The 25,683-nt window shown below is 38.9% G+C and carries 28 protein-coding genes; 13 read left to right on the top strand and 15 right to left on the bottom strand.

Translation table 11 applies throughout. The features are described from left to right. Positions 1 to 73: 73 nt before the first annotated feature. The gene (locus E0E36_RS09230) at positions 74 to 709 is read left to right on the top strand and encodes a porin family protein (RefSeq protein WP_130855723.1); all 636 of its coding nucleotides are present in this window, start codon (positions 74 to 76) and stop codon (positions 707 to 709) included. A 179-nt stretch (positions 710 to 888) separates the two neighbouring features. Then, positions 889 to 1,731 carry a DUF4349 domain-containing protein gene (locus E0E36_RS09225; RefSeq protein WP_130855722.1) on the top strand — a complete coding sequence of 281 codons (843 nt, stop codon included), beginning with the start codon at positions 889 to 891 and terminating at the stop codon, positions 1,729 to 1,731. 21 nt (positions 1,732 to 1,752) lie between these two features. On the opposite strand, the gene E0E36_RS09220 is transcribed toward E0E36_RS09225, so the two are convergent. The 7 genes from E0E36_RS09220 to E0E36_RS09190 all read right to left on the bottom strand — a co-directional run bounded on the left by E0E36_RS09220 (position 1,753) and on the right by E0E36_RS09190 (position 8,796). After that, entirely contained in the window at positions 1,753 to 2,859 is a 1,107-nt protein-coding gene (locus tag E0E36_RS09220) for an ABC transporter permease (RefSeq protein WP_130855721.1), read from the bottom strand. A 28-nt stretch (positions 2,860 to 2,887) separates the two neighbouring features. After that, positions 2,888 to 3,997 (bottom strand): ABC transporter permease, encoded by a 1,110-nt coding sequence (locus E0E36_RS09215; RefSeq protein ID WP_130855720.1) that lies wholly within the window; start codon positions 3,995 to 3,997, stop codon positions 2,888 to 2,890. A 43-nt stretch (positions 3,998 to 4,040) separates the two neighbouring features. Continuing rightward, positions 4,041 to 4,781, bottom strand: a complete 741-nt coding sequence (locus E0E36_RS09210) for an ABC transporter ATP-binding protein (RefSeq protein WP_013667330.1) — start codon at positions 4,779 to 4,781, stop codon at positions 4,041 to 4,043. A 5-nt stretch (positions 4,782 to 4,786) separates the two neighbouring features. Further along, a complete protein-coding gene (locus E0E36_RS09205) occupies positions 4,787 to 5,743 on the bottom strand; it encodes an ABC transporter ATP-binding protein (protein WP_242627169.1) in 957 nt (318 codons plus the stop codon). Beyond that, positions 5,730 to 6,647 (bottom strand): HlyD family secretion protein, encoded by a 918-nt coding sequence (locus E0E36_RS09200; RefSeq protein WP_130855719.1) that lies wholly within the window; start codon positions 6,645 to 6,647, stop codon positions 5,730 to 5,732. The genes E0E36_RS09205 and E0E36_RS09200 overlap by 14 nt, the downstream gene beginning before the upstream one ends. Positions 6,648 to 6,664: 17 nt before the next feature. Beyond that, positions 6,665 to 7,933: a TolC family protein gene (locus E0E36_RS09195; RefSeq protein ID WP_130855718.1), complete on the bottom strand. Its 1,269-nt coding sequence runs from the start codon at positions 7,931 to 7,933 to the stop codon at positions 6,665 to 6,667. A gap of 260 nt (positions 7,934 to 8,193) precedes the next feature. Continuing rightward, positions 8,194 to 8,796: a TetR/AcrR family transcriptional regulator gene (locus E0E36_RS09190; RefSeq protein WP_013667334.1), complete on the bottom strand. Its 603-nt coding sequence runs from the start codon at positions 8,794 to 8,796 to the stop codon at positions 8,194 to 8,196. Between the two features lie 177 nt (positions 8,797 to 8,973). Between E0E36_RS09190 and E0E36_RS09185 the strand changes: the two genes are divergently transcribed. Further along, positions 8,974 to 9,567 (top strand): YdeI/OmpD-associated family protein, encoded by a 594-nt coding sequence (locus E0E36_RS09185; protein WP_130855717.1) that lies wholly within the window; start codon positions 8,974 to 8,976, stop codon positions 9,565 to 9,567. Positions 9,568 to 9,708: 141 nt separating this feature from the next. Here the strand turns inward: E0E36_RS09185 and E0E36_RS09180 are convergent, their stop codons facing one another. From E0E36_RS09180 to E0E36_RS09170, 3 genes are all read right to left on the bottom strand, one after another. After that, complete coding sequence (locus E0E36_RS09180; protein ID WP_013667336.1) at positions 9,709 to 10,224, bottom strand: ExbD/TolR family protein; 516 nt, start codon at positions 10,222 to 10,224, stop codon at positions 9,709 to 9,711. A gap of 139 nt (positions 10,225 to 10,363) precedes the next feature. Next, positions 10,364 to 11,152 carry a cold-shock protein gene (locus E0E36_RS09175; protein WP_013667337.1) on the bottom strand — a complete coding sequence of 263 codons (789 nt, stop codon included), beginning with the start codon at positions 11,150 to 11,152 and terminating at the stop codon, positions 10,364 to 10,366. Between the two features lie 194 nt (positions 11,153 to 11,346). Next, positions 11,347 to 12,192 carry a restriction endonuclease gene (locus E0E36_RS09170; protein ID WP_013667338.1) on the bottom strand — a complete coding sequence of 282 codons (846 nt, stop codon included), beginning with the start codon at positions 12,190 to 12,192 and terminating at the stop codon, positions 11,347 to 11,349. 447 nt (positions 12,193 to 12,639) lie between these two features. Between E0E36_RS09170 and E0E36_RS09165 the strand changes: the two genes are divergently transcribed. From E0E36_RS09165 to E0E36_RS09150, 4 genes are all read left to right on the top strand, one after another. After that, on the top strand, positions 12,640 to 12,834 hold the full coding sequence (locus tag E0E36_RS09165) for a hypothetical protein (RefSeq protein ID WP_013667339.1): 195 nt from the start codon (positions 12,640 to 12,642) through the stop codon (positions 12,832 to 12,834). Positions 12,835 to 13,240: 406 nt separating this feature from the next. Further along, positions 13,241 to 13,435: a hypothetical protein gene (locus E0E36_RS09160; protein WP_013667340.1), complete on the top strand. Its 195-nt coding sequence runs from the start codon at positions 13,241 to 13,243 to the stop codon at positions 13,433 to 13,435. A 177-nt stretch (positions 13,436 to 13,612) separates the two neighbouring features. Next, entirely contained in the window at positions 13,613 to 14,779 is a 1,167-nt protein-coding gene (locus tag E0E36_RS09155; protein ID WP_242627168.1) for an HlyD family secretion protein, read from the top strand. 47 nt (positions 14,780 to 14,826) lie between these two features. Next, complete coding sequence (locus tag E0E36_RS09150) at positions 14,827 to 16,992, top strand: peptidase domain-containing ABC transporter (RefSeq protein ID WP_130855716.1); 2,166 nt, start codon at positions 14,827 to 14,829, stop codon at positions 16,990 to 16,992. A gap of 23 nt (positions 16,993 to 17,015) precedes the next feature. Here E0E36_RS09150 and E0E36_RS09145 read toward each other — a convergent pair whose 3' ends face one another. After that, on the bottom strand, positions 17,016 to 18,191 hold the full coding sequence (locus tag E0E36_RS09145; protein ID WP_130855715.1) for an acyltransferase family protein: 1,176 nt from the start codon (positions 18,189 to 18,191) through the stop codon (positions 17,016 to 17,018). A gap of 143 nt (positions 18,192 to 18,334) precedes the next feature. Here E0E36_RS09145 and E0E36_RS09140 point away from each other — a divergent pair, with 143 nt between their 5' ends. The 3 genes from E0E36_RS09140 to E0E36_RS09130 all read left to right on the top strand — a co-directional run bounded on the left by E0E36_RS09140 (position 18,335) and on the right by E0E36_RS09130 (position 20,539). Continuing rightward, a complete protein-coding gene (locus tag E0E36_RS09140; protein WP_013667344.1) occupies positions 18,335 to 19,192 on the top strand; it encodes a patatin-like phospholipase family protein in 858 nt (285 codons plus the stop codon). After that, positions 19,177 to 19,707: a DinB family protein gene (locus E0E36_RS09135; protein WP_130855714.1), complete on the top strand. Its 531-nt coding sequence runs from the start codon at positions 19,177 to 19,179 to the stop codon at positions 19,705 to 19,707. The genes E0E36_RS09140 and E0E36_RS09135 overlap by 16 nt, the downstream gene beginning before the upstream one ends. A gap of 265 nt (positions 19,708 to 19,972) precedes the next feature. Next, positions 19,973 to 20,539 carry an AAA family ATPase gene (locus tag E0E36_RS09130; RefSeq protein ID WP_013667346.1) on the top strand — a complete coding sequence of 189 codons (567 nt, stop codon included), beginning with the start codon at positions 19,973 to 19,975 and terminating at the stop codon, positions 20,537 to 20,539. Positions 20,540 to 20,718: 179 nt separating this feature from the next. On the opposite strand, the gene E0E36_RS09125 is transcribed toward E0E36_RS09130, so the two are convergent. Together E0E36_RS09125 and E0E36_RS09120 are read right to left on the bottom strand one after the other, a co-directional pair. Next, complete coding sequence (locus E0E36_RS09125) at positions 20,719 to 21,039, bottom strand: heavy metal-binding domain-containing protein (protein WP_013667347.1); 321 nt, start codon at positions 21,037 to 21,039, stop codon at positions 20,719 to 20,721. A gap of 85 nt (positions 21,040 to 21,124) precedes the next feature. Then, the gene (locus E0E36_RS09120; RefSeq protein ID WP_130855713.1) at positions 21,125 to 21,736 is read right to left on the bottom strand and encodes a hypothetical protein; all 612 of its coding nucleotides are present in this window, start codon (positions 21,734 to 21,736) and stop codon (positions 21,125 to 21,127) included. 336 nt (positions 21,737 to 22,072) lie between these two features. Here E0E36_RS09120 and E0E36_RS09115 point away from each other — a divergent pair, with 336 nt between their 5' ends. Together E0E36_RS09115 and E0E36_RS09110 are read left to right on the top strand one after the other, a co-directional pair. Next, the gene (locus E0E36_RS09115) at positions 22,073 to 22,273 is read left to right on the top strand and encodes a hypothetical protein (RefSeq protein WP_130855712.1); all 201 of its coding nucleotides are present in this window, start codon (positions 22,073 to 22,075) and stop codon (positions 22,271 to 22,273) included. 67 nt (positions 22,274 to 22,340) lie between these two features. After that, the gene (locus E0E36_RS09110) at positions 22,341 to 22,778 is read left to right on the top strand and encodes a nuclear transport factor 2 family protein (RefSeq protein ID WP_013667351.1); all 438 of its coding nucleotides are present in this window, start codon (positions 22,341 to 22,343) and stop codon (positions 22,776 to 22,778) included. A 3-nt stretch (positions 22,779 to 22,781) separates the two neighbouring features. On the opposite strand, the gene nfi is transcribed toward E0E36_RS09110, so the two are convergent. Continuing rightward, positions 22,782 to 23,501: a deoxyribonuclease V gene (nfi, locus tag E0E36_RS09105; RefSeq protein ID WP_130855711.1), complete on the bottom strand. Its 720-nt coding sequence runs from the start codon at positions 23,499 to 23,501 to the stop codon at positions 22,782 to 22,784. A gap of 6 nt (positions 23,502 to 23,507) precedes the next feature. Further along, complete coding sequence (locus E0E36_RS09100; protein ID WP_130855710.1) at positions 23,508 to 24,713, bottom strand: DUF763 domain-containing protein; 1,206 nt, start codon at positions 24,711 to 24,713, stop codon at positions 23,508 to 23,510. Between the two features lie 292 nt (positions 24,714 to 25,005). Here E0E36_RS09100 and E0E36_RS09095 point away from each other — a divergent pair, with 292 nt between their 5' ends. Next, positions 25,006 to 25,458: a VOC family protein gene (locus E0E36_RS09095; protein ID WP_130855709.1), complete on the top strand. Its 453-nt coding sequence runs from the start codon at positions 25,006 to 25,008 to the stop codon at positions 25,456 to 25,458. Positions 25,459 to 25,683: the final 225 nt, after the last annotated feature.

The raw sequence follows: 25,683 nt of genomic DNA, 5'->3' as shown, positions 1-25,683 counted from the left end.
TTTAAGGTTAACTGAACCAAACCTTAAAACTTCTTAACACTTCATTAGCTAGTTTTGATTTAAAATTAGCAATATGAAAAAAACTATTTTTATTTGTATTTTACTCGGCTTGATGGATAAATCTTTATCAGCCCAACAATGGAATATTCGATATAGTGTAAGACTGGGAGGCAATTTGCCTTATTACGCATTGTCCAATATAAACAATAATACTTCTCGTGTAGCGTCCAAAAAGGTGGGTTTTACCGTTACCGGTTTAGTCGAAGCATCAACAGCTCGTTACTTTGCCATCCAGTCCGGTATCTCCTTCCAACAACTCGGTTCACAGCTAGATTATTCTGAGTTTGGCAATACACCAGTCAAACAGCACACCTTCTGGCTTCAGCTTCCTGTTAATTTTGTAGGAAAGCTTCCATTGAAGGATAGCAGCTATTTCTTTTTAAGCATGGGGCCATACGGGGGATTTGGACTTATGGGATCAAACAGCTTTGCTTCAAACTATACGGGGAATCGGGAAGATTTCACATTCGGCGATTCAGGAAGCCAGAAAAGGTTTGATTACGGCGTGAATCTCCATTTTGGTTACCAGTTAAAAAAAGGATATAATCTTTCTGCAGGTTACTTACTGGGATTGGCCGACTTATCAACCAGCTCGCGGTATGAGCAACGGAACAGAGCTTGGGCGTTTACGGTTGGTTATTCCTTTTAAAAACAGAAACAAGCCTGCATATAGGTTACCTTTGGCAGAAAAAAGGAATGAAAGGTTATGGAATTTGATTGAAGAAAACATCTTATGAAAAAATCAAAGTCCATATCATGATGGACTGAAAGTTGTGATGCGGTTCATACGTGCAAAAGAATAAAGATAAACGAGCTAATTATTTGTAGATGAAAAAGAAAACCCAGGTTATCGATCAGTTAGCGCTTCCTCTTCTAATAATTTTTTCATTTCTACTATTTGCTTGCCATAACGGGATAGATCAACAGCATGCCATTGGCAGCGTAGCTACAGCGGAAGCGATTGCACTTAATGAACCGGAACCTATACAAACTATACCATTAGAACGAAGGCTAATTAAAGAAGGAACCATCTCTTTTGAAACAAACGATTTATCGGAAACGGCCAAACTAATTGGACAAGCAATAAAAAAATATAATGCTTATATAGCATCAGAAACCGAGAATAATTATTCGGAAAGCCTCAGCAGAACCATCGTTGTTCGCGTAAATGCTAAGCAATTCGACGCCTTTATTGGAGATGTGGCTAAAGGCGTCAATCATTTTGAAACAAAAAACATACAAGTAAAAGATGTTACCGAGGAATTTGTTGATATACAGGCTAGGTTAAAAACAAAAAAAGAGCTGGAACAACGCTATCGCACATTACTCCAACTTGCAGCTAAGGTTACTGAAATTCTCGAAATCGAAAAGCAATTAGCAGAAGTTCGCGCCGAAATCGAATCGGTTGAAGGGCGTTTACGATATCTGGCGAATCAATCGACTTATTCTACCTTGTCGATTACTTATTATAAAGCTGCTCCTAAGCAAATTGCTTTTGGTCAAAAGTTCGAACAGGGACTTTCCAACGGTTGGCAAAACTTCGTATGGTTTACGGTAGGCCTCATTAATATTTGGCCATTTTTATTGCTGATAGTAATAGCCATGTTTTTTGCTCGACGTTGGTGGCGCAAACGTAAAACAAGACAACGAATGGACGCATCAACGAATTAAACAAGCTGGTAATTCGAACGATTAGCTCGTTTTCCGATAATTCCAAATGGCCCAGACGTTTAATATGATTGCAAAAACAATTAAATATAAAAATTCCAATTGTACGTCACTAAAGTCGCTGCCTTTTAAGACAATCATTCTTACTACTTTTACGAAGTGAGTTACCGGCGTTAGATCAGATAAGGTTCGAGCCCACCGCGGCATGCTATCGGTAGACGTAAAAAAGCCGCTCATGAGCATAAAGATCATCATAAAAAAGAAGGCTATAAACATGGCTTGCACCTGATTATCGCTGTAGGTAGAAATAAGCAAGCCGAAACCCAACACGGCCACCAAATAAACGGCCGCAAATAAGTATAAAAGCCACAAACTTCCTTGTAAGGCAATTCCATAAACAAAAAAACAAATCATCAATCCTAAGGTGAAAATAATAATCCCTATTACCCAGAACGGGATCATTTTACCTAATATAAACTGCCACTTTTTAATCGGGCTTACATTGATTTGCTCAATCGTACCAATTTCTTTTTCCTTTACAATATTTAATGCAGTCATAAAACCACCTATTAATGTTAGCAGCAATACCAACACCGCTGGAACAACATTAAATTTATAGGCCTCCAAGGGATTATACCAGCTTCTTTGTAGAATTTCAATACTTCCCCTTGGCCTCGATTCCGCGTTCCATTCCAATTCTGAACTGAAATCTGAAATAATCCGATTCAAGTAGGCTGTACCAATGCCTGATTTTGTCCCGTTAATAGCGTCAGCATAAACTCCTACCCGCTGCTTCCCCTCTCTTATCAGATTTCGTTCAAAATTTAGCGGGATTTCCAAAATTATGTCCGCTTCTTCCTTTTCAATATGATGAATGGCACCGTTATAACTGGTGTTAGAACTAATAGGAATGAAATACCCTGAAGCGTAAATTTTGTGAATTAGGCGCTGTGAAAAAGAACTGTGGTCCTTATCAACAACAGAAAGATTAATGTGCTTTACATTAAAGTCCATGGCTAGCGGTAAAACAACCAATTGAACGATCGGCATAGCGAACATCATAGCCAAGATAGACTTATCCCGAAATATTTGACGAAACTCCTTTTGCAATATAAATCTTAAAATTTTCATCTTTAGCGCCGTATTGTTTAGAAAACTATTAAAGTCTTACTTTAAAACGTCTCAAGGCTAAACTGAGCAGTATAATTGTCATCAAAGTCAGAACCAGTGTCTCCTTCCAAACATAGGTCAAACCCAAGCCCTTTAACATAACCGATTTAACTGCAAGATAATACCATCTGGACGGAACAATATGAGAGAGCACTTGAAAAAAGCCAGGCATATTTTCCAATGGCATAATAAAACCGGTGAAAATCAAGGTTGGCAACATCATTCCCATAAGCGATATTAACAGAGCTGTTTGCTGCGAATTGGTTATATTTGATATTAGTAACCCTAAAGAAAGACAAGTAACAATAAATAACGTACTCTCAAAATAGAGCAACAAGATGCTTCCTCGAATTTCGACATCAAGAGCAAAGGCGGTTAACAACAAAATCAACGTAAAATTTGCAAGCGAAAGCAATAAATAAGGAATTGCCTTTGCAATAAGTACGAAAACGGGCTTAAAGGGAGATACGAGTAGTATTTCCATGGTTACCATCTCCTTTTCTTTAACAACTGAAACAGATGTTAAAGCAGTGCATACAATCATCAAAATTAACGCCATAACCCCTGGAATAAAATTCAGGGAACCATTCCCCTCTTCATTGTAAAGCATTCTCAATTCCGGTTGTATTTGTAAAAACAACGGATTGATCGATGGTGTGTTAAATTCACGCCCAAAATCCATAAAAATTGACGTCAAATAATTTGTCACGGTTTTCGAAATATTAGGATCAGAACCGTCGGTAATAAGCTGTACCGGTGACTGGCCAAGATGCAGTTGATCGCTGCTAAAATTAGACGGAATAATAAGAGCGGCCTTTATGTCTCCTTTTTTAAACGCATCCTCAATCTGTTTATAATGAACATTTGCCTGCTCTACAACGAAATAATCTGATGTCTTAATTTTTTCAATTAATCTTTGGCTTTGAAAATCTTTCGCATAATCAGCCACTATCATCCGAATATTCTTCACCTCACTCGATAGAGCGAACCCAAATAAAATGATCTGTACAATGGGTAAGCCGAACATGATCAACAGGGTCCGGCGATCTCTAAAGACGTGGTAAAATTCTTTCCTAATAAAAACTAACAGCTGCTTCATTTTTCATGATTTTGATGAGATCGAAACCTTTGACCATACTGAGTTAATTGTCGTTTCGTTTGGCTCCTCTTGCCAATTGATAAAAGACTTCGTCCATTGAGTTAGCGTTATAGGCTAATTTCAGGTTAGTCGGTGAATCAAGTGCTACTACCTTGCCGTCCACCATGATAGACACTCTATTACAATATTCTGCCTCATCCATATAATGAGTCGTGACGAAAACAGTAATTCCGGCATTTGCCGCACTGTAAATCATATCCCAGAACTGTCGGCGGGTTACGGGATCTACACCTCCGGTAGGTTCATCCAAAAAGACGATCTTTGGTTGATGAAAAATGGCAACCGAGAACGCCAATTTCTGTTTCCATCCAAGGGGCAACTCGCCGACCATTTTATTCGCTTCTTGCGTCAAGCCCAAAGCTCGTATCAGTTCCTGTCCTCTTTTATTGATCTCTTTTTTGTTTACACCGTAAACGCCACCAAAAAATTCAATATTCTCCGAAACCGACAGGTTCTCATATAAAGAAAACTTTTGGCTCATATAGCCGATATGCTTTTTTATTTTTTCCTGTTGCTTATAAACATCATAACCTGCTACCTCTGCTTCACCGGATGAGGGAAAAGATAAACCACAGAGCATGCGCATCGCAGTGGTTTTGCCTGCGCCATTTGCACCCAAAAATCCAAAAATTTCTCCTTTAGCAACGTCAAAGGAAATACCGTCAACTGCCACAAAACCGCCAAATCGTTTGGTTAAATTGCGGCACATTATTACTTTTTCCATCGTCTTTATTCTACACGGCCCGTAAATTCTATTCGTTCCATTAAACGAATAAAGCTATCTTCTATCCCTGGCTTAATCTCTTTTACAATGATGTCCCTGTGCCCCAAGTTCGTGGCTAAATCTTGCAACGTAGATAATCCATCTCTTTCGGGATATCGTAATGTAACATGGATGTATTCACCAAAAGCGTAGCTGCTCTCTATCGCTTCGTTTTGTCTATAATCTTTTAAAAGTCGATAAATATCGGCTGATTTAGCGGCATATAATTTTGTTGGATATCGCTTGATTATATCTGCAGGTGGATCGACGCTTAAAATTTTCCCTTGCTGGATTAATGCAATCCGGTCGCAAAGAATAGCTTCATCCATATAAGGGGTGGAGACTAATATGGTTATACCCTGTTGTTTGAGTGCTTTTAGCATATCCCAAAATTCGCGTCGCGAAACGACGTCCACCCCTGTGGTTGGCTCATCTAGTAAAAGAACCTTGGGCTTATGGATCAGTGCGCAACATAAGGCTAACTTTTGTTTCATCCCGCCTGATAGCTTTCCGGCCCGCCGATGGTTAAACGGTTTTATTTGCTCGTAAATATCTTTTATGAGGCCATAATTCTGTTGGATATTAGTGCCGAATACCGTAGCAAAAAAACGGAGGTTCTCGAGTACAGTTAAGTCTTGATACAGTGAAAATTTCCCGGGCATATATCCAACCAGATTACGAATCGCCTTATAGTCTTTTATTACGTCGAGACCGACAACACTTGCCGTTCCCTGATCAGCAAGTAGAAGCGTAGTTAGTATACGGAATACGGATGTTTTGCCCGCGCCATCCGGGCCAATCAATCCAAACAATTCACCTTCATCAACAGAAAAGGATACATCATTCACAGCTACAACTCTTCCCTTATCATAGCTTTTGAAAATATGGTGGAGTTTTACTGCTTCCATTCTACCTTTTTCCATTTTTCTGCGTTGCTAAAATCACTTGTCCGTACATCCCGATTTTTAAATATCCATCATTTTCCACCTTAACCTTCATTGCATATACCAAATTAGCTCTTTCATCCTTTGTTTGGATGGTCTTTGGTGTAAACTCCGCCTGATCACTTATCCACTCAACCACGCCGGGATAATCCTTGAATGCAGCCTTACCTTTATCAACCTGCACCCGAACGCGCTGTCCTATTTTAACATCCGCAAATTTTTCACCGGTAATATAAGCGCGCAGGATCATTTTTTTGGTGTTAGCTATACGATATAGGGGTTTTCCAATGGTTGCCATTTCATTCGCCTCTACATATTTAGCGAGAACGGTTCCTGTAACGGGATTGACAATCTTGCTTTTCCGAAGTTGGTCGTCCAACTGTTCAATCTGTGCATGCAACGGAGCTGTCTCTTCTTGCAAACTGACCGATGCAATACCTAATGATGATTGTTGACCTTCAATACGTTTACGAATGATATTTACCTGTGCGGTTGCCGCATCCAATTCCTTTGGGGTTGCCGCATCAGCCTTAACCAGGTTGGTCAACCGTTCTTGCTCGTTTTTAGCATACCGAAGCTCTTCCTGTAAAGCTGCAATCTCTGTGGCGATATTAGGACGTTTACTCAGTATGGCACCTGCTTGTGCTTCTAATTGCTTCTTCTTGAGAAACAGCTGAAGCGTATCAATATAACCAATTACTTTCCCTGCGGGGATAGTTTGCCCCTCTTCCAATAAAAGCTCCCTTATAATGCCGTTTGCTTCCGCAGGTACGATGGTCTCTACGGTTTCAAAAGCACCCGATGCGTCGTAATTTATATCGTTCGTTTTACAAGATACGATGGAAAAAGCCAGCAAATTCGTGTATAATATAACTGTTTTCATTTTTCTTCTTTGGTATATCAATAGGTATCTCCTGTTATGTATAAATAATCGTATTGTGATGCAAGCAATTGAATCTCGTGTATGATTTTATTTAATCTAGCCTGATCCTCTGCATTTACTTCCCGTAAATAGTCATTTGTGGTGATTACACCATGTTCTAATTGAGTAACCGCGGTTTTTTTTACTTTTTCGCGCAATGCGATAATCTCGTTGTCGGATTGCAATAAATCTTGGTAGCGTCGTATTGTCACTGATTCCCGCTTGGCTTGCGAATGTGTATTGAATAGAAATGTTTCTTTTTCGACTCCTATTGCCAATCGATTAATTTCCAAAATTGCTTTTTCCTTTTTTTGGGTGTACAGCCCCCCCAAATTCCAACTTAAGCGCAAGCCACCGATGTAATAAGCATCAAAACGAGGTTTTAGAATATTAAGAGCCGGCCTGCCGTAACCACCCTGAAAAAAGAAATCAAGTCGAGGCCTATTTCTCACATTAATCAATTCTTCCTGTACCGCAATATTCGTAAGTTGATCATCATACAAAGCAAGTTCCGGTCGTTGAATCGTCTTCGGTAGTATAGGTAATTCCGGCTTAATCAGTTTTGTACTGGCATCTAAAGTTTTATTAAGAAATAAACCGAGCACCTCCAAATAGGCCGTTCGATTCGCCTTCAAATCAACCGCGTGCTGCGCTGCTTTTAACAATTCGGCCTTCAAAACGTTAAGATCCGCCTCCAGGGCAGTCCCATTGGTAACTGCCGCTTCGACTTTATCCAGCCCTAGCTGGATATCCTTCATTAACAGTTGATTCTGGTTTAATTGCTCTTCTATCATTAAGATGCTGAAAAAAAGCTGGTTTATCCGGTCCTTTAGTTGATAAAGCGCTACTGAAAGACTTTGCTCTTCAATCGCCGATGTAGACCGGTGTAGCTCAATCTTTTGCTTAATGTTTCCCCCGTCATAAATCGTTTGATTTAGCTCGCCATAGAACTTATACTGATCTTTGGTCAACTGCGGGATTTCAATACCCTGCATTTGAATAGGAATTTCAGTAACGGCCGACTGATACGTTGCTTGTGCATTAATAATAAACTGAGGCAAATAACCCTTTGCCGCCTTTTCAATGGCGTACGCCTTACTTCTTTCCACTAAGTCGCGCTTCTTAATAAGCGGGTAATTAACTTGTGCCTGATTTTGACAATCATCTAAAGTGAGACTTAATTGTCCATAAAGCTCTGGACTGAATACGATTAATATCAGCCCTATCCATAGTGCCTTACTTCTCATTGCTTGTTGTTTTTTCTAATCTTCGTCTGCTAATAGTGACAAAAGATTTTCTAATTGTCATTATTCTAAATACTTCAAGTAATAACATTGGTCATACTTTTTAATCATTTGATTAGTTGCAAACCAAAAAAATTTGTTCTCCAACTAACATTCTTCAATCACGGCAAAGGTAGAGGTATTTTTTTATTTAAAAAATATTTCTAATCATTTGATTAAAAATAAAGATCAAAAAAGTTTCTTCGCCAATTGATTGACAGTGTTTATATTTCCGTACGTAAAATGCTATTGAACCATAACGGGATCATTTTTTTCCGTTCTAGAATAAATTTTTTGAACTCGCCGCTTCTAAATGCGTCTGTTTGTGTAATAACGGGTTGAGCAAGTATAGGAAAAATGATCATGCTCAATAAATTCAAGATTAAGTGAAACACGTTAATATCAGGACGGAGCTCGTTTAATTGTTCATAAAATTTAGAAGTCATCAGCTTCCCTGATATTCGGCTACTAAACAACTTGGGATTGTTTTTTATCTCGCTCAATACAAATATAGGTAGATCCGGATTGTGTAGAAGCATATCAATATAATCATTCGCAACTGCCTGCACCTTTTGCTCCAATGAACTGTCTTCATCGTTGAGAAGCCTCACAATCATCCCAAAAAATTGTTCAAACTTCTCTTCCATAATGATGTGGAACAATTTCTCTTTACTCCTAAAATAGTAATTTAATAAAGCTAGATTCAAGCCAGCTTCATCTGCAATATCCCTTGTACGAGTAGCTGCAAACCCTTTTCTTGTAAAAACAATTCTTGCAGCTTCTTTTATTTTTTCTTCCGTTGAAATATCTTTATCTTTCTTAACCATCTTATGCGATCTAAATTTAGGCCAAAAGTAAGGAGGAGTACAACAATTTAAAAACAAAATTTAATCATTTATTTAAAAAGTACGCAATCACCGGTTATAGCGCCAACTTGTATTTCATATTGTCGCTATTCCGCTTTCACAAATAGTCGTATCTTCGAACTACTTCATTATTTGAATATGGAAAGTTTTAAAAGTTCGGACGATTTCTATAGGGCTCAGCAACAATGGCGCGACGAGCTCTACGAATTAAGAAAGCTCATAGTATCTACGGGTCTAAAAGAAGAACTCAAATGGGGCGGTCCCGTTTATACGCATAACGGCAAGAACATAGTAGGCTTAGCGGGATTTAAATCTTATTTTGGTATCTGGTTCTATCAGGGTGTCTTTTTGAAGGATCCGCACCATTTACTCATTAATGCTCAAAACGGCACTACAAAAGCGTTACGCCAAATGCGTTTCACAACGCTCGAAGAGGCCAATTTAGACATTATACGAACTTACGTACTGGAAGCGATGAGCAATCAGGAAAAGGGAATTGCAATCAAAGCGGATAGAAACAAACCAATTATAGTGCCTCAAGAACTGAACTCCGTTTTTGACAAAAATCCCGAGCTAAAAGAGTGTTTTGATCAACTGAAAAAGACTCAGCAACGGGAATTCACGGAATACATTGAATCGGCCAAACAAGAAACGACTAAAAAAAGTCGTTTGGAAAAAATCATTCCGATGATTATCAAGGGAGTTGGGCTACACGATAAATATCGCGGGTAGCCGGTAAATAAAAAACCCGGTATTTGGGATACCGGGTAAAAACATACGTTTTTATCAACCTAAACCTATTGATAAAATAACGGTACGATATCGAGATTATTATATCCTTTTAATTTTTTTTTATTTTTTTTTGCTACTTCATCAAATTCGTCGGTAAAGTCCCAACTTTATGAGAAGTTGAACTTCCTCCCTGCCAATATCGCCAATAGCATATTGCGTAATCCCATTAATTTTCATTTCATCGAGTATATTCACCAGATCGCTATAACTCGACAGGTTGCTTGGGCGAATAATAACCATTAAAGGCTTGGTGGAGCCGACTTGCTGACTCTTTATCTTTGTCATCTTATCTTTTAGCTCCGCTCTTATTCCATTCCTTCCAAAATCAGTTACTTTTGGGCCTTCGATCGGAGTTTTCTGAAGCCCCCAATACCATGCTGCTTGATGATTGGCACCAAGCAATATCGTCATCGTGCGTTTGTCAGAAAAACCGGTGGCGTTCCCTAAATCTACTTTATCCGGCAGTGCAATGTCCATCATCTTCGGTTTGGCCAAGCTCGTTGTTAACATAAAGAAGGTTATTAGCAAAAAGGCTAAATCCACCATTGGTGTAAGGTCAACCCTTGGTTGCATCTTACCGCGTATTAATTCCGCCATGACGTAATTGATTAGTAGTAACTTTTATATTAGATGCCAAAAACGAATTGATTCCATAACAGCTATTATGGCTTACGTCTTTTAGAGATTACGCAGAATGCGGACTATAGTATAAGATGTAGGTAGTTTAGGATGAGACCTATTCTTTAAAAAATTTAACATGGCTGATCATTTCCAACTTTTTGATTTCTTCGGTACTAAGATCGTTGGTATCTTCAAGCTTTTTGGCGATCAATTCATTGCAAAATATATTCCCGTAGCTATAGGTATGGATGCGCATCAGTTCAGAAACGCTTAATTCATCAGCAAAAAGTACAAGAATATCTTCAGGAATTTCGAAATCGTCAGCCTCAACGTGTCCGATATACCGAAATTTCGTAGACTTCCACACAAGAAAAAGCTTACGTGCGTTGACGTTTTCTCCGAAGAAATTAAAAATTCGCGTCAGTAGCTCATTTCTCTTTTCCAATCCCATACTTCTTGTAAATACTTTTTCAAGAAACTCCCCATAAAACAAAAATTTATCGTCCGGTAACTTGCTTGTAAAGTATGTGGTAACCTCTTGGAAAATTTGCTCGCGTGATTTCCCATTGAGGTATTGATAAGCAGCCAATTCAGCAAGTGACAGGTGATTGCTTTTTGGCATAGTCGATCGTTCGCTTAGTTCTTTAGTTGCATTACTCCCCTTTAACGCCAGCGAAGCGATCAATTCCCAGTCGTGCACATCACCAACTAAACGTGAATGGATTGCTACCGCGTTGTGGCTCTTTGGATCGACACGTCTTTTAAACAGAATGGCATCTCTTGAAGATAAATTGGTCGGTTTCAACTTAAAACTCTTAATATGAACGAATACCTGACCGCTCACTGTATCTGCTACACCGAAACCTTTCGAATTATTGAACCACTTAATCACTCCTATTTCCATAGTTCTCGATTTTATGAAGAAGGATGAAAAGGTAAACTGAAATAAATGAAACGTCTTAGTTAATCGCTCCAATGAACACCTTAACAACAAGAATTTCAAACATTAACGGCACTTAATTTAAAGAATTATCTATCTTCATTGCAAGATACCGAATATTTTTTAAAACGCAAAAGCAAGCTAGCCTTTGTCCTTATTTATTCCGGATTCACGGGAAAACCGTATACAAGCTCATTAGCTTCCTGGTAAATTTTCTTTCTGCGATAGGTGGTGGTATTTAAATGTTCAAGTATTCGAGGCTCATCCAGAATGTCTTTCACAAGCATATAATTTAAAGAAAGCAACTTATCTTTCTCCTGTGTATTAATGGAAGTCAGGCAAGTTAAGGGATATAGGCCGGCGCTATCAACTCGGTTTTTTATGCTCAAACCATTGGGATAATCCCAGGAGAGCAAATTCAGCTTATAATAATTTGCGAATTCGATTGCATCTTTTGTTAAATACGCATTCGTAACAAGCCAGGCTTGTGTAAATTTAATGGGGCGATCAAAGAAGTTGAATTCTTTATCGCTGAGATCAACAAATCGTGAGAGAAAATACATGGGGTTTGTAACGCTAACCTTCGCATCAACCGTATTTCTGAATTTACATTCGATCAATAATAAATCATTATCTTTTTGGGCAATTACATCAACTTCATGACTTACCGCATTTCCTTCAAGTATGAGACTCGTCAACGTGTGATGATTTGTATGTTCAAATAATCTTGCCACCCATTTTTCAAAAAGATAGCCTGTGGGCCCTAGGTCACGAAGTGCCTTCTTAAGGCTGTAACGAGCAGCTAACGAATTTCGCTGCTGCTTTAATAGTTGAAAAGCTAACCGATATAACTGTTTAGTAGACATACCATCAAATATCGTTTTGTTCATCTTTTCCCAAACGAGTTCAACGGTCTCATTCGAAGCCCCGGATTTTGTCAACGAACCTTTCAATCGCTGTAAATCAAAATCAACTAATTCCCCCGAGTATTTTCTTACCTTCATGTTTCCTTGTATTTTTTGATCTTTAAAAATGGCAATTTTAAATAGTATTTTTCTAAAGTTGGTATAGAGAAGCTTAATTTTCTCTAGTATTTTCTTCCTGCCTCTTTACATACTGTTTCCCGAAGTTGTTTGTTCTTCTTTTGTAACTAAATCAAAACTACTGCTGTTACTCCATTAAAAGCCGATAAATCACATTATAAAAAATGAACAAAAAGACCAAACACTTAATAAGACATAGATTTTTAAAAAAAACAGATTAAAAATGCCTTCAATTAAGTGAAAATCCACTTTTTTCATGAGTGAATAAGGATTAAGCGTTGTTCTGCTTTCATTGCTTCGGTGAAGCCCTAATTTACTTAATTATATATATTTGTTACGTGCTGGCCAGCGCAGGCGTATCCTGAAAAGCCGTGATAGAGTAAGGGCAACGACAAAAATCTCTTTGTTATGAAAAAATTAGATTTAAACAACCTAGGCGTAGAAGAAATGAACGCTACCGAATTAAGAACCGTAGAAGGTGGCGGTCCTGTTAACGATTTATTGAATATTCTTGTAGGCGGTGTTGGCACAGTCCTTAACGATACATTCAAATTCGTAAACAAAACATTGGTGACTATTTTCCAAACACTTTCTTCATTATAAGACAAAGTGTTTAAAAAGCCACTAACAGTTATCCCCAAAAGGATAACTGTTAGGCTTATAACATGGCGGCACGTCCGCCTCAACCCTTTCCTCCTTTAGTGGCAACTGTTAACTATGAAATCATTTTATACAACAGGCGCAAGTTCATGCTTAAAAAAAACTGAACAAAAAGGCAAGGATCATTTAATCAACAACCTTCAGATAAAAAAAACGGCTAACGCATTATATTTCAGCAAGAAAACTACGTGTTTTAGCACTGACAACTTAATAATCCTAAACGGGCCACCCTTCCAACCGCAGCTCCTATTAGCTTATTAATTATATATATTTGTTACATGCTGGCCAGCATAGGCGTATCCTGAAAGGCCTTAAAAGAGTAAGGACAATAAGCAAAAATCTCTTTGTTATGAAAAATTTAAATTTGAACAACTTTGGTGTTGAAGAAATGAACGCTTCTGAATTAAGAACTGTAGAAGGAGGAGGTCCTGTTAATGACTTATTAGGTATTGTTGTAGGCGGTACTCGTACAATCCTTAAAGATACTTTTGAGTATGTAGGCAAAACTGCAACAACCCTTCTTCAGACTATTTTCTCTCTATAGATTACAGTTCTAATAACAAACATTAACGGTAGCCTTTAACGAAGGCGACTGTTAATGTTTAACCAGTCCGGCAAATATTATCGGTAGCCCAAAGCTCCTCAACTCATTTATGTTTTGGCGCAATTTGGGATGATCGGTAAGCGAGCAATCAACAACCAAGTCATCAGGATTATGTCAATGCCTATCTATTCAGTAGAAACAATCAGTAATACATCCATTGTTTATACTGCACGTGTCAAAAAAACAACACAGATTATTTATCTCGGCATTTTATTATTATTTATATTGGCATTTGCTTCCCTCCCATTAGTAACAATAAATATAAGCGTAAAGGGCAGCGGCCTATTGCAGTCTTCAATTGAAAAAACAGACGTTAGCATTCCTGTTAACGGCAGATTGGTATATTTCAATTTAAAAGACAATCAAAAAATGACATTAGGCGACACACTGTTGATCATCGACGGAAGCTCGTCCAATAAACAAGACCTCTTGGTAAAGGGAAGGCAACAAGAAATCTCTTTATTTGTTAAAGATCTTCATACCTTAATCAGGCAGGCTAATGCCGAAGATTTCAGCCCTCCCAATCTTCAATCAGGACAATACTTTGCCATCTGGCAACAATATATACAAGAAGTTGAAAACGCCCGAATTGCCAAAGAGCAAGCGGAAAACACATTTAATCGCTATAGTAAGCTATATAAAAAGAAGATGCTATCTTCAGCAGAATATGACAAATACGATTTTGAGTATAAGCAAGCGTCTGCTGCTTTAGCAATGGTTTCAAGAAAATATAAGGCTCAGTGGCAAACAGAGGTCAATCAATTACAAAACGAACTGCGTCAATTATTAAGTCAGCAAATTGATATCAATGAACAAAGAAAACAGTTTGTGGTAACGGCCCCTATTGACGGTTCGGTGCAAAATTTAGTGGGCATGCAGAAGGGAACTTATGTTTTCGCAAACCAAAAGGTAGCTGAAATTTCTCCCGACACCACCCTACTGGCTTTCTGCTATATAAATCCTTCCGATATTGGTTTAATAAAAAAAGAACAAGAAGTTCGCTTTCAAATAGATGCTTTCAATTATAATCAATGGGGGCTGTTAACAGGGCGGGTAATTGATATTTCTGACGACATCGTCATGTTGAACGACAAACAACCGGTTTTTAAGGTGCGTTGCGCTTTGAATAATGATCATCTTACATTGAAAAACGGCTATAAAGGCTACGTAAAGAAGGGCATGAGTTTTACGGCAAGATTTTCTGTTACCGAAAGAACGCTGTTTCAATTACTATATGATAAAGTGGACAACTGGTTAAATCCCAATATAAAGGCGGCATCGTAGCATGTAGCAAAGTGCCGTGTACGAGATCGCAAATTAGAAAGAAGTTTATGACCAAGAGAGTAAAACAACGTGATATAACCGACTGTGGAGCTGCTTGTATTGCATCTGTTGCCGCTCACTATAAATTGGCAATTTCCGTAGCGAATGTAAGGCAGATGGCAGGGACGGATAAAAAAGGAACCACGGTACTCGGCATCTTAGAAGCGGCCCAATTGTTAGGCTTTGAGGCAAAAGGAGTTAGGGGACCCTTTGAAAGCCTTTTTAAAATTCCAAAACCGGCCATTGCTCATATCGTAGTGGAGGGAGTGCTGCAGCACTATGTTGTCATATATAAAGTGACGAAGCACTGGATTGAGGTCATGGATCCACTGGATGGCCAATTTCATAAGAAATCGCACGAAGACTTTAAAAAGATATGGACCGGTGCCCTTGTCTTATTGATTCCTTCGGAATCATTCGAAAAAGGCAGGAAAACAGCCAGTGCCTCTTACCGTTTCTGGAATCTTGTAAAGCCACAAACCGGAACGCTGATCCAAATATTGATGGGAGCCCTCGTATATACTGTTTTGGGGTTATCTACGGCCATATTTGTACAGAAAATCGTAGATTTTGTTTTGGTTGACAGAAATGTCAACCTGTTGAATCTCATGAGTACAATGATGCTGGTTTTGCTCGGATTTCAACTATTTATTGGTGCCACAAAAACCATTTTCACACTAAAAATGGGACAGATTATTGATGCTCAACTTATACTTGGTTACTATAAGCACCTGTTAACATTGCCTCAAAAATTCTTTGACACCATGCGAGTCGGTGAGGTTATTTCAAGAATCAATGATGCTGTAAAAATCAGGATATTTCTCAATGAAGTAAGCGTTAACTTTTTGGTAAACATTTTCATTGTAACTTTTTCTTTTTTAATGATGTTTACCTACTACTGGAAACTGGGCTTACTTATACTTACCGTGATTCCAATGTATCTAGTAGTCTATTTTATAAGTAATAAACTGAATAAAAAGGCCCAAAGAACATTAATGGAGGATTCTGCTGAACTCGAATCTCAACTTGTTGAGAGCCTAAATTCTATTCGGACCATTAAACAGTTCGGCGCCGAAAGCTACGCCAATGAAAAAACCGAAACAAGATTCGTAAAGTTGTTGAAAACAGGATACCGTTCCAATTTGAATGGGGTGTTTTCTACTACCTCCTCGGAATTGATTTCAAGACTGATTACAATTGTTCTTTTATGGGTAGGAGCCACGTATGTCTTGAGCAACCAAATTACGCCGGGCGAACTCCTTTCATTTTATGCGCTCATCGGTTATTTTACAGGGCCGGTCACGTCGCTAATCACCATGAACAAAACAGTCCAGGATGCCATGATCGCTACCGACCGTCTTTTTGAAATACTCGATTTGGAGCGCGAAAAAGACAGCAGTGACCTCGAATTAACGAAAGAAAATATAGGCGACATCCAAATTAAGAACGTATCCTTTAGGTATGGAACACGAGATAACGTCTTTGACGAATTAAGCTTAACAATTCCCAAGGCGAAGTTTACCGCCATCGTTGGTGAAAGTGGATCCGGCAAGTCGACCCTCATTTCCATCTTGCAAAATCTTTATCCCGTTCAAAGTGGAACTATTACCATTGGCAAATACGATTTAAAGCACATAAAAAACACCTCTCTTCGCCAAACGATTTCTGTTGTACCTCAACATATTGATTTGTTTTCGGGCAATGTAGTAAGTAATATTGCGCTGGGAGACTATACCCCCGATATGCAGCGGATCATCGATATTACCACTCAGCTCGGAATTATAGATTTTATTGAATCGTTACCCCAAGGCTTCTACACCTCTATAGGGGAAAATGGTTTGTCACTTTCCGGTGGGCAACGCCAACGGATCGCTATAGCCCGAGCCTTATATCGAAATCCGGAGATTTTAATCCTTGATGAAGCAACATCTTCACTCGACTCCGCTTCAGAGAAATTTGTATTGAACACCATCGAACATCTGAAAAAAGAAAATAAAACCATTATTGTCATAGCACATCGCCTAAGCACACTTTATAGTGCCGACAAAATCATCGTCCTCGATAAAGGTAAGGTCATCGAACAGGGAACACATCAAGAATTACTACTAAGCACGGATTCGCTTTATGCACATTTATGGAAAATGCAATCCCAACAGCTTATTCTGAAAAACTAATTGGTGGTATATACACGCTGCGTTTAAGTGACTAACAAAGGGTTCTTGGTCCTTTGTCGCCGCTTTTTTAGGATCGTGCTCTTTAGTTTCATAAATGGATACTCAATAACCCGATTTAAAAGAAGGGCAATCAGTATACACATTAAGGCGCAGACAGCAACACGCCAGTTGCTATCAATTGGGATATCTAATGCGTTAAGAGGAGCCTGAAGTAGATGATTAACAAACTTGTGGCACAAATAAATACTATACGATAAAGTAGCGATTAACGCGCTAATCCGCCATTTAAACCGATATAAAAAACTTGCAGGCAAAATGGCACTTAACACCATAAAACCAAAGGCAACAGAAATCAACGGAAAACCGAGAACAGTAGGCCAAAAATCGAGCCGATCCTCTTTTAACAGTAAATAGGCAACGGAAATCAACAATGCACCTATTATGAATAAGGCATTTGCATGCTTTTCAATTCGTTTTATCCATGTTGGGAAAAAGTTTACCAGGGCCGCAATCCCCACTCCTACCAGCAAACCGTCGAAACGATTATAAGTGGGATAATACACCCATTTATTATAAGCTACAAATCTTCCATCAGTTATATTATTTGCATAAAACGGTTCCACAAAATAAAACCAGTTCAGGGCCCTCAATAAAACGCTGAGCAAAAAAAATCCCAGTAACAGCCAAAAAGCTTTACCGGGGCGCGTCTCATCCCAAAAAGCACTTATATAGAAAGGGAGTGCCAAATAGAACTGCTCTTCGATACATAAAGACCAGGCATGCGAAAAGCTACCTTCCGTACCGAAATCCAAATCAAAATTCTGCGTAAACGTGAGAAACTGCCACCAAGGAGCGATTCCTTCGCGTTCGCGAATCATAGGAAACAAAAAATATAACGAGACAACGAAGAAATAAACAGGTAAGATCCGAAAACTTCTGCTAATGTAAAACTCCTGAAAGTTTATACGTCCAAGAGATATCATTTGACGAATTAATTGGTTTCCTATCAAAAAACCACTCAGCACAAAAAAAAGGTCAACACCTGTCCAACCAAAACTCCCGATGAGGTCAACCCATTCGGGTCTGACATAAGCTCGGTAATGACATAAAAAAACCAGAACAATAGCAAGCGCCCGCAAATGATCAAGCCCCGCTAAACGCTGGTTATCAGCGTCTATTAATTTCTTCCAATAAGTCATTAGTGTTAGTTATTAGTCAGTTAGCCGCAATATAGAACAAATTACCAATCGATCAAAAATTTCCACTCGTAAATATTTTTTCTATACATTAAGTTATGTAATTTCTTCCTGTCTTTTAAACATTATCTATATATTAGCTTTGAATGAAAACTTCAATCTCATTGGTATTATCTAGCGGTGGAGCGCGCGGCATAGCTCAAATTGGAGCAATTAAGGTATTAGAAGAACAAGGGTTCACCGTAAAATCCATTGCAGGCTCATCTATTGGCAGCCTTATTGGCGGATTATACGCCATGGGCAGATTGGACGATTTCACCTCATGGCTAAAAACATTAAAGCGACGGGATGTCTTTAACTTAATGGATTTCACGTGGAGTAGTTCAGGTGTCATGAAAGGGGAACGCGTTTTTAACAAAATTAAGAGCTTTATTCCCGATATGTATATTGAAGACATGCCCATTCCTTTCATTGCTGTATCTACTGATATACTTCATCAAAAAGAAATAACCTTTACACAAGGGAGCTTCTTTGACGCCGTAAGAGCCTCTATCGCTATCCCAGGTGTTTTTACGCCGGTTAATCATATGGACAATATCCTTGTAGATGGGGGCTTGATAAATCCATTACCACTCAATCATCTTCCTAATCAGGGAGACGCGCTGGTGGTAGCCATAAACCTAAATGCGCCGGAAGAAACAACTTTTTCATTGGCAAAGGCTAATAGTAAATACGGTGGCTACCTTACTATTACACAAAAAGCAATATTGACCATGCTTGGAAAGATTACAGAACTTTCCATTGACCTATATAAACCGGATATTGTCGTTCATATACCTCGGAATGTAGTAGGTGTTTGGGATTACCATAAGGCGGATTATCTTATCGAAATAGGAAGGCAAAGAACGTTGGCAGCTTTACATGATTTTTGTCAGGTAAGCACAGAAGGTGTGCCCAAAAACGTCAAACATAGTAACAATAACATAAAATGGAATCAACGTTAGAGGTTTGGATGCGGGGCCCCATTGACGGTGTTCCTCCTTTATTGCAACCGGTAGCACATGCATTGCTTCAGGTAAAGGAAGAATTGACAAGCTTGCTAGCTGATTTTCCCAGAGAAAAACTTTGGGAAAGACCCGCAAACATCGCTTCTGTTGCCTTTCATTTACAACACATTACGGGAGTAATTGATCGTATGTTCACTTACGCGCAACAGTGGGCCTTATCAGACGAACAATTTGTTTACCTCCAAAACGAAGGGCAAAAAAAAGAATCGATTGATACCCATCAATTATTGAAGCAACTTGATAATCGCATTTCAAATGCTATTCAGGAGCTGAGAAAGATAGATCCTGCCTCACTAACAGAAGCAAGGGGTATTGGAAGAAAAAAAATCCCAACCACACTCATCGGTTTGCTTTTTCACGCAGCAGAGCATGCGCAACGTCATGTCGGACAAGCATTGGTAACCGCTAAAATCATTCTAAATAGCGCAGCAAGCACCGAGGACACCCTGTAAATATTCTTTTTCAGTCGCCTAAAACATAACAAAAATAGAAAAATTTGTATCTTGCGGAGTCTTTGGTATAATCATCCCAGTTGGACTTAATAAGTGAACCTTTACCTCATTAACCTCTCTTTTTTATTATAGCCCATATCTCTTCTATCGTGCCTAATTTTACCTGCACAAATTAATCCCTCCCCTAGTTTTAAAGTACTTGGCAAAGATCGGCTTATGAAGGCTATCCCTGCTGAACATAATGTTAAATTCAATAAACTATTAAATGAAACCATTAATATATAACAAGACGAACTTCTTTGTCTTAACAGGTGGCCCTGGTTCGGGCAAAACGTCATTAATACAGCAGCTACATAAAGAGGGGTTTCTAACTATAAACGAATCCGGTAGACGCATCATTCAGGAACAGAAAAAAATAGACGGCGATGCACTGCCTTGGAAGAATAAATTACACTTCGCTAAAAAAATGCTGGAAATTGATATGAAAAATTATCGAGAAAATCTACCAACACAAGCACCCGTCATTTTTGATCGTGGAATACCGGATATCCTGGGCTATGTTAAACTATGTCACTTAGATCCCTTTCCTTGTTTAGAACAGAGTGTTAATTCCTTTCGATATAATGCCTTTGTATTTATCCTCCCCCCCTGGCGGGCCATCTATCATCAAGATGCTGAGCGAAAGCAGAGCTTTTCATTAGCAATGGAAACGTATCGCATGATGCGAAGTATCTATACCTCATGCGGTTATAAACTTATTACTATACCAAAACTTAGCGTCGAAAATCGGGCGAATATCCTACTACAGCATATCAAAAATCAGCAAACATAAACGAATGATGCGATTCCGGCCCGTATTGTATTCAAAAAGAAAAGTCCTTAACCGGGGAGATTAAGGACTTTCATTAACCAATTATAAACCTAAATTATGATGATACAAAGATAACCGATTTTGGACACGATGACAAAAAGCCTTGCGACTTTAACAAAATTTTAACATTTTTTTGCTTCTTATTCTATTACAACAGCTGTTCCGCTCGCAGTAACCATAAGCATACTTCCTCCGTTTCCCACCGTTTCATAGTCAAGATCCACACCTACGATTGCGTTTGCTCCAATGGATGCGGCGTACTGTTGCATTTCAAAAACTGCGGTATCTTTTGCTTCCCTTAACACTTTTTCATATGAATTGGATCTGCCTCCTACAAAATCCCTTATTCCCGCAAATATATCCCTAAAAAAGTTAGCACCTATAATGGTTTCGCCACTTACCAAGCCGATATATTTTACTATTTTTTTACCTTCTACATTAGGTGTTGTTGTTATTAGCATGGCTTTTTTCTAGTTAGATGTAGAAAGGTGACTATTGTTACAAAAAGGGAGCCGCTGTGATTTCCTTTTTTGAGTTTTTAACACATTACACCTTCTTGATATCTTCAAGCTTCCGATCATAGTATGTCGCATTTTGAATATTACTTTCGGTGCTCTCCTTTAGTATCTTTTCCGTCTCTTCCAGCTTAGTTTCCAGGTCTCGCAATTCAGGGCTTACATTTCCATCTAAGTACTTTTTGTACTTGGCCTTCAAAGATTTGCATTCACGAATATGGCTATTCAATTCTTTTTGCATGCTCGTAGCTAAGCTCTTTTGTTCTTTAAGTTCATACGCGGCTCTATTTTTATGTTTGCGTGCATATTCTTTCTTAAGGCGTTGCACGGATTCATCGATCTCCTTTGCGTTATCCTGTGTTTTTGAATCTTCCAATAATAAACTGTGAAAATACTCAAAATCTTTATCGATATCTTTATGGCTTCCTTTTGAATTCTTAATGGCTTCCTGTGCCATTTTAAATTGTTTATTCAGCATATTTAGGTTATAAAGTTGTACTTCCACTTTTTGCTTCAGTTCTTCTGCTTCACTCTTTTTTTCTTCGATTTTACCGACATGCGATACATCGCTTAAAACTAAAGCACTGGCCTGCGCGCTCAGTACAGAAGTACCCAATAGCGCTACGATTAATAATGTTTTCATTTTACTGATTTTAATTTTTTAACGTTCATGACCGAACGATTTTCATTCCTGTTATTTAATGGTAAAATATATTTGCCGGCCGGGCATATTAAGCGTTTTAATAATCTTTATCACCCCTCTAAGCTGTTACGCTTTTTGTATATAAGACGCTTTTGATGTAGAAACGTTGCAGGAATTTCTCGTTTTTTATGGTCTTTTCTACCAACAGGATAATTTTCTCTACGAACAGGCATTGCTTATCTTCCTATTTCTGCCAATGGAAGAAATAATGATAAAAGAACAAACCGGGGAGATATAATTATGTTACTAGTAAAGACAGGCATAATACTTTGTAATATGGACAATTTGAATAAAAGAAAGGTGAGTAAACAACAAAAAGCGCACAAAAAGCGGCAAGAAAAAAGAAATCCGCCAGAAACCAATCGCTCCGCTATTACCGGACACAACCTGGAAGATGACATTACAGGTGCTAATCCCGCAGGTTCGGCTGTCAGACCCGACATACTTCGAGAGGATCATCCCGGGCTTGCTAAATAGCGATGGCCATATTTTAGGTTGAATAAAAAAGTAAAATTGCATATGTTTGTTAAAAAAACAAGCACTTATGCTAAGACCAAAAATTCTCCTATTCTTAACTATGATTGTATCAGGTACATTGGCCTATGGTCAAACTGCCGAGGAAAAACAGCTTTTAAAAGCCGTAGAAGATCTTCGTTTAGCCATGATCAGTGGTAACCGGCAGGCGCTCGACGCGATAGCTGCCGACAAGCTAAATTATTGGCATTCAAGCGGCAAACATGAAGATAAGGCGGCTTTTATAGAGAGTCTCACATCAGGAAAATCGGATTTTTTAAGCATTAATTTAAGCGAACAAACAATCAATATATCAGGGGACGTGGCTACCGTTCACCACATCTTGAGCGGAGAAACGAACGACGGCGGTAAACCCGGCACCGTAAGAATCGGCGTATTACTGGTTTTTCAGAAGCAAAGTGGAAATTGGAAGTTATTTGCCAGACAGGCCTTTAAACTGCCTTCATAACTTTTAAAATAAAGTGTCATTTGTCGTCAATTGAAAGAATCCTTCTTTCAATTGACCCGTTCTAAATAAGTTGACAAATTCATGCGCTTTCCTTGTTGGTTCAGGAAGTCGATAAGTGCCTATACAATGCATGGCAATGTGCAAGCTGTCTTCTATACTGAGATGGTTACCCGGCGAAATATACACCGGTTTAACGTAGTTTTTGGTTCTTAATACATACCCCAACAGTTCCTCCTTATGCTTAAGTGGACTAAAGCTATACTTCACGGCCGAGGGCTCCTCGAAATTTCCATATAGTTTCTTCTTGGCACAACCAAGCGTGGGAATGTTAATTAAAGCGCCTAAATGCGCTGCAATGCCCAATCTTCTGGGATGGGCAATGCCATGACCGTCCACCATGATGACATCAGGCTTCACGGTCATTTGAAGAAAAGCCTCCACTAAAGCAGGAACCTCCCTAAAGGCCAGAAAACCGGGAACATAAGGAAACGAAGTTTTGCTCTTTACCAACGAGTAAGCTAAAGGCTTTAACGTGTTAAAATCAAGCGTGACAATTCCTGCATAAATAATATCACTGAAGCGGTTAAGTGATATGTCAGCACCGGCAATCGTTTTTATCTCCTGCTCCAAGGGTGAATGTACCAAGGAATTCTGTAATTCCTTTTGCATGGCAGTTGCTTCGGATATGGTTATGTTGGTATAATCCAATTGTTTGTTATTCATAGGTATCTAAAACAGACTTAACTGAATCTTTGTTTGTTTTGGTTTCTGTTCTCTTCCATAAACGGTTCGTCCGTCATATTGCCAAGAAACAGCCTTCTCTTTAGCTACTAGCTGATCCAATTGATGGTTAGGTATAAAGTCTTTTTCTTTTTGCAAGGCTACTTTCGACAAATTCTTAATGGCTTCTGAACGCGCTTTGAATCCGATTTTTGCCTTCTCCAATGCCTGTTGAAGAATGGCTATGGATTCGTCGTATATTTTTGTCGGTACAGGAAAAGGATGCCCATCTTTACCACCATGAGCGAAAGAAAAACGTGCCGGGTCTTCAAAACGACTAGCTGTACCATGAATAACTTCACTGATTAATGTGAGCGATTGCAGTGTTCTGGGCCCGAGTCCTTCCAACAAAAGCAACTCTTCCATCGTCTGCACGGCTTGCTCCTCAGCCAATGCCAGCACAGTACCTAGACGCTTTAGGTTTACATCTTCTTTCCTTACATCATGATGAGAAGGCATGATAATTTTTCTAGCCTCCTGTAGAATATAACTCGGGCGCTCCTTTGTAATCGCCAGTATTGCTTCCCTTGTCAATGCGGCATTTCGGTCGGTCAGATTTAATATTTGACCTTGGTTATCTCCATAAATGAAAGTATGCGGCTCCTCGATAAAAGAATGAACCTGCGGAGCATGCCAATGATAACGCCGAGCCAATCGAGTTTCGGTATTCATTCCTTGCTGAACAATTGCCCAGCTTCCATCAATACTTAGTACAAAAGAATGTAAATACAGCTGAAAGCCGTCTTGAATGGCTGTATTGTCGACCTTTGCAGCAAGCTTGCTATGCTGTACAAGCTTGTTGCCATCCAAACCCGTTGCAGACGCAATGCGGAGAAGCTCATCGGGCGTTTTCAAAGAATGTTTGCCTCTCCCACCACAGATGTAGATGCCTAACTCATGTGCTCTTTTGTTTATAGAAGCTTTTAATGCTCCCATAACGGAAGTCGTAATGCCGGAAGAGTGCCAGTCCATCCCCAATACACAACCCAGCGATTGAAACCAACAGGGGTCACTCAATTTACGAAGAAACATATCTCGTCCGTATTCCACTACAATGGCGTCCACAATCGCACCGCCTAAAAGACTCATCCGTTGCGCTAACCATTTGGGAACATGCCCATAATGTAAGGGCAAATCTGCCTGTCCTCCTCTCATATCAAATTCTTTCAGCAGGCAATTTACTAAAAAAAATAGCAAACAACAACAGTAATTATTTTTTTTGCGAAACATCTGATTGAACGAAAACATAGAAACCAGTTTGCATAAATTTCCTTATATTGCCGCCCGGTTATAACGATAGATCGACAAACCACTTTATAATGTAATTACCGCAAGGCAATAAAATGAATTTATGCTAATTACCTTCGATGAGTGAGCGGGGTCCGACTCGCTATACATTGAAGGCTATTTACTAACGAATTTTTGGCCTTGCATTTAGAAAATTAACATGAAAATTACTGGAATTCTATTGACAAGCTTTTTGTTTTTTGGGACAGGTATGTTGCAAGCCCAAGAAAAGAACACGCTAAAGTTGAATCATATCGCGGTATACGTAGAGAACCTACAAAAGAGTACTGCTTTCTATAAAAATGTCTTGCAACTTACCGAGATTCCTGAACCCTTCCATGATGGCCTACATACTTGGTTTACCTTAGGCCAAGCCGGAAGTTTACATCTTATTCAAGGTGCTAAAGGAGGCGTGGAACGAGAAAAGAATGATCACCTATGTTTTAGTACAAATGATATAGACAAATTTATTCGCAACCTGGAAAGTCATCAAATCAGTTATTTCGACTGGCCCGGAAACAAAGGCAAAGTTACAACGAGGGTAGATGGTATCCATCAGATATATTTTCAGGATCCGGACGGGCATTGGATAGAAATTAACGATGAACAATAAACCGATTTGTGAGTAAGTTAAGTCGGTAATACGTTAAGTAGTTAAATAGTCAGGTTGTTGAGAAGTTAAAGACTACTCGTCGTTTCTTCTTGCCATAAGGACGTAGGAACGTCATCGTAAAGTCGATAATACGTTAAGTAGTTAAGTAGTTAAATAGTCAGGTAGTTGAGAAATTAAAGACTACTCGTCGTTTCTTCTTGCCGTAAGGACGTCATCATAAAGTCG

Source organism: Olivibacter jilunii (assembly GCF_900607235.1).
In the GTDB taxonomy this organism is placed as follows: domain Bacteria; phylum Bacteroidota; class Bacteroidia; order Sphingobacteriales; family Sphingobacteriaceae; genus Olivibacter; species Olivibacter oleidegradans.
Note: the sequence above shows the minus strand (reverse complement) of the source record. Positions and strands in the feature narration are given on the sequence as shown.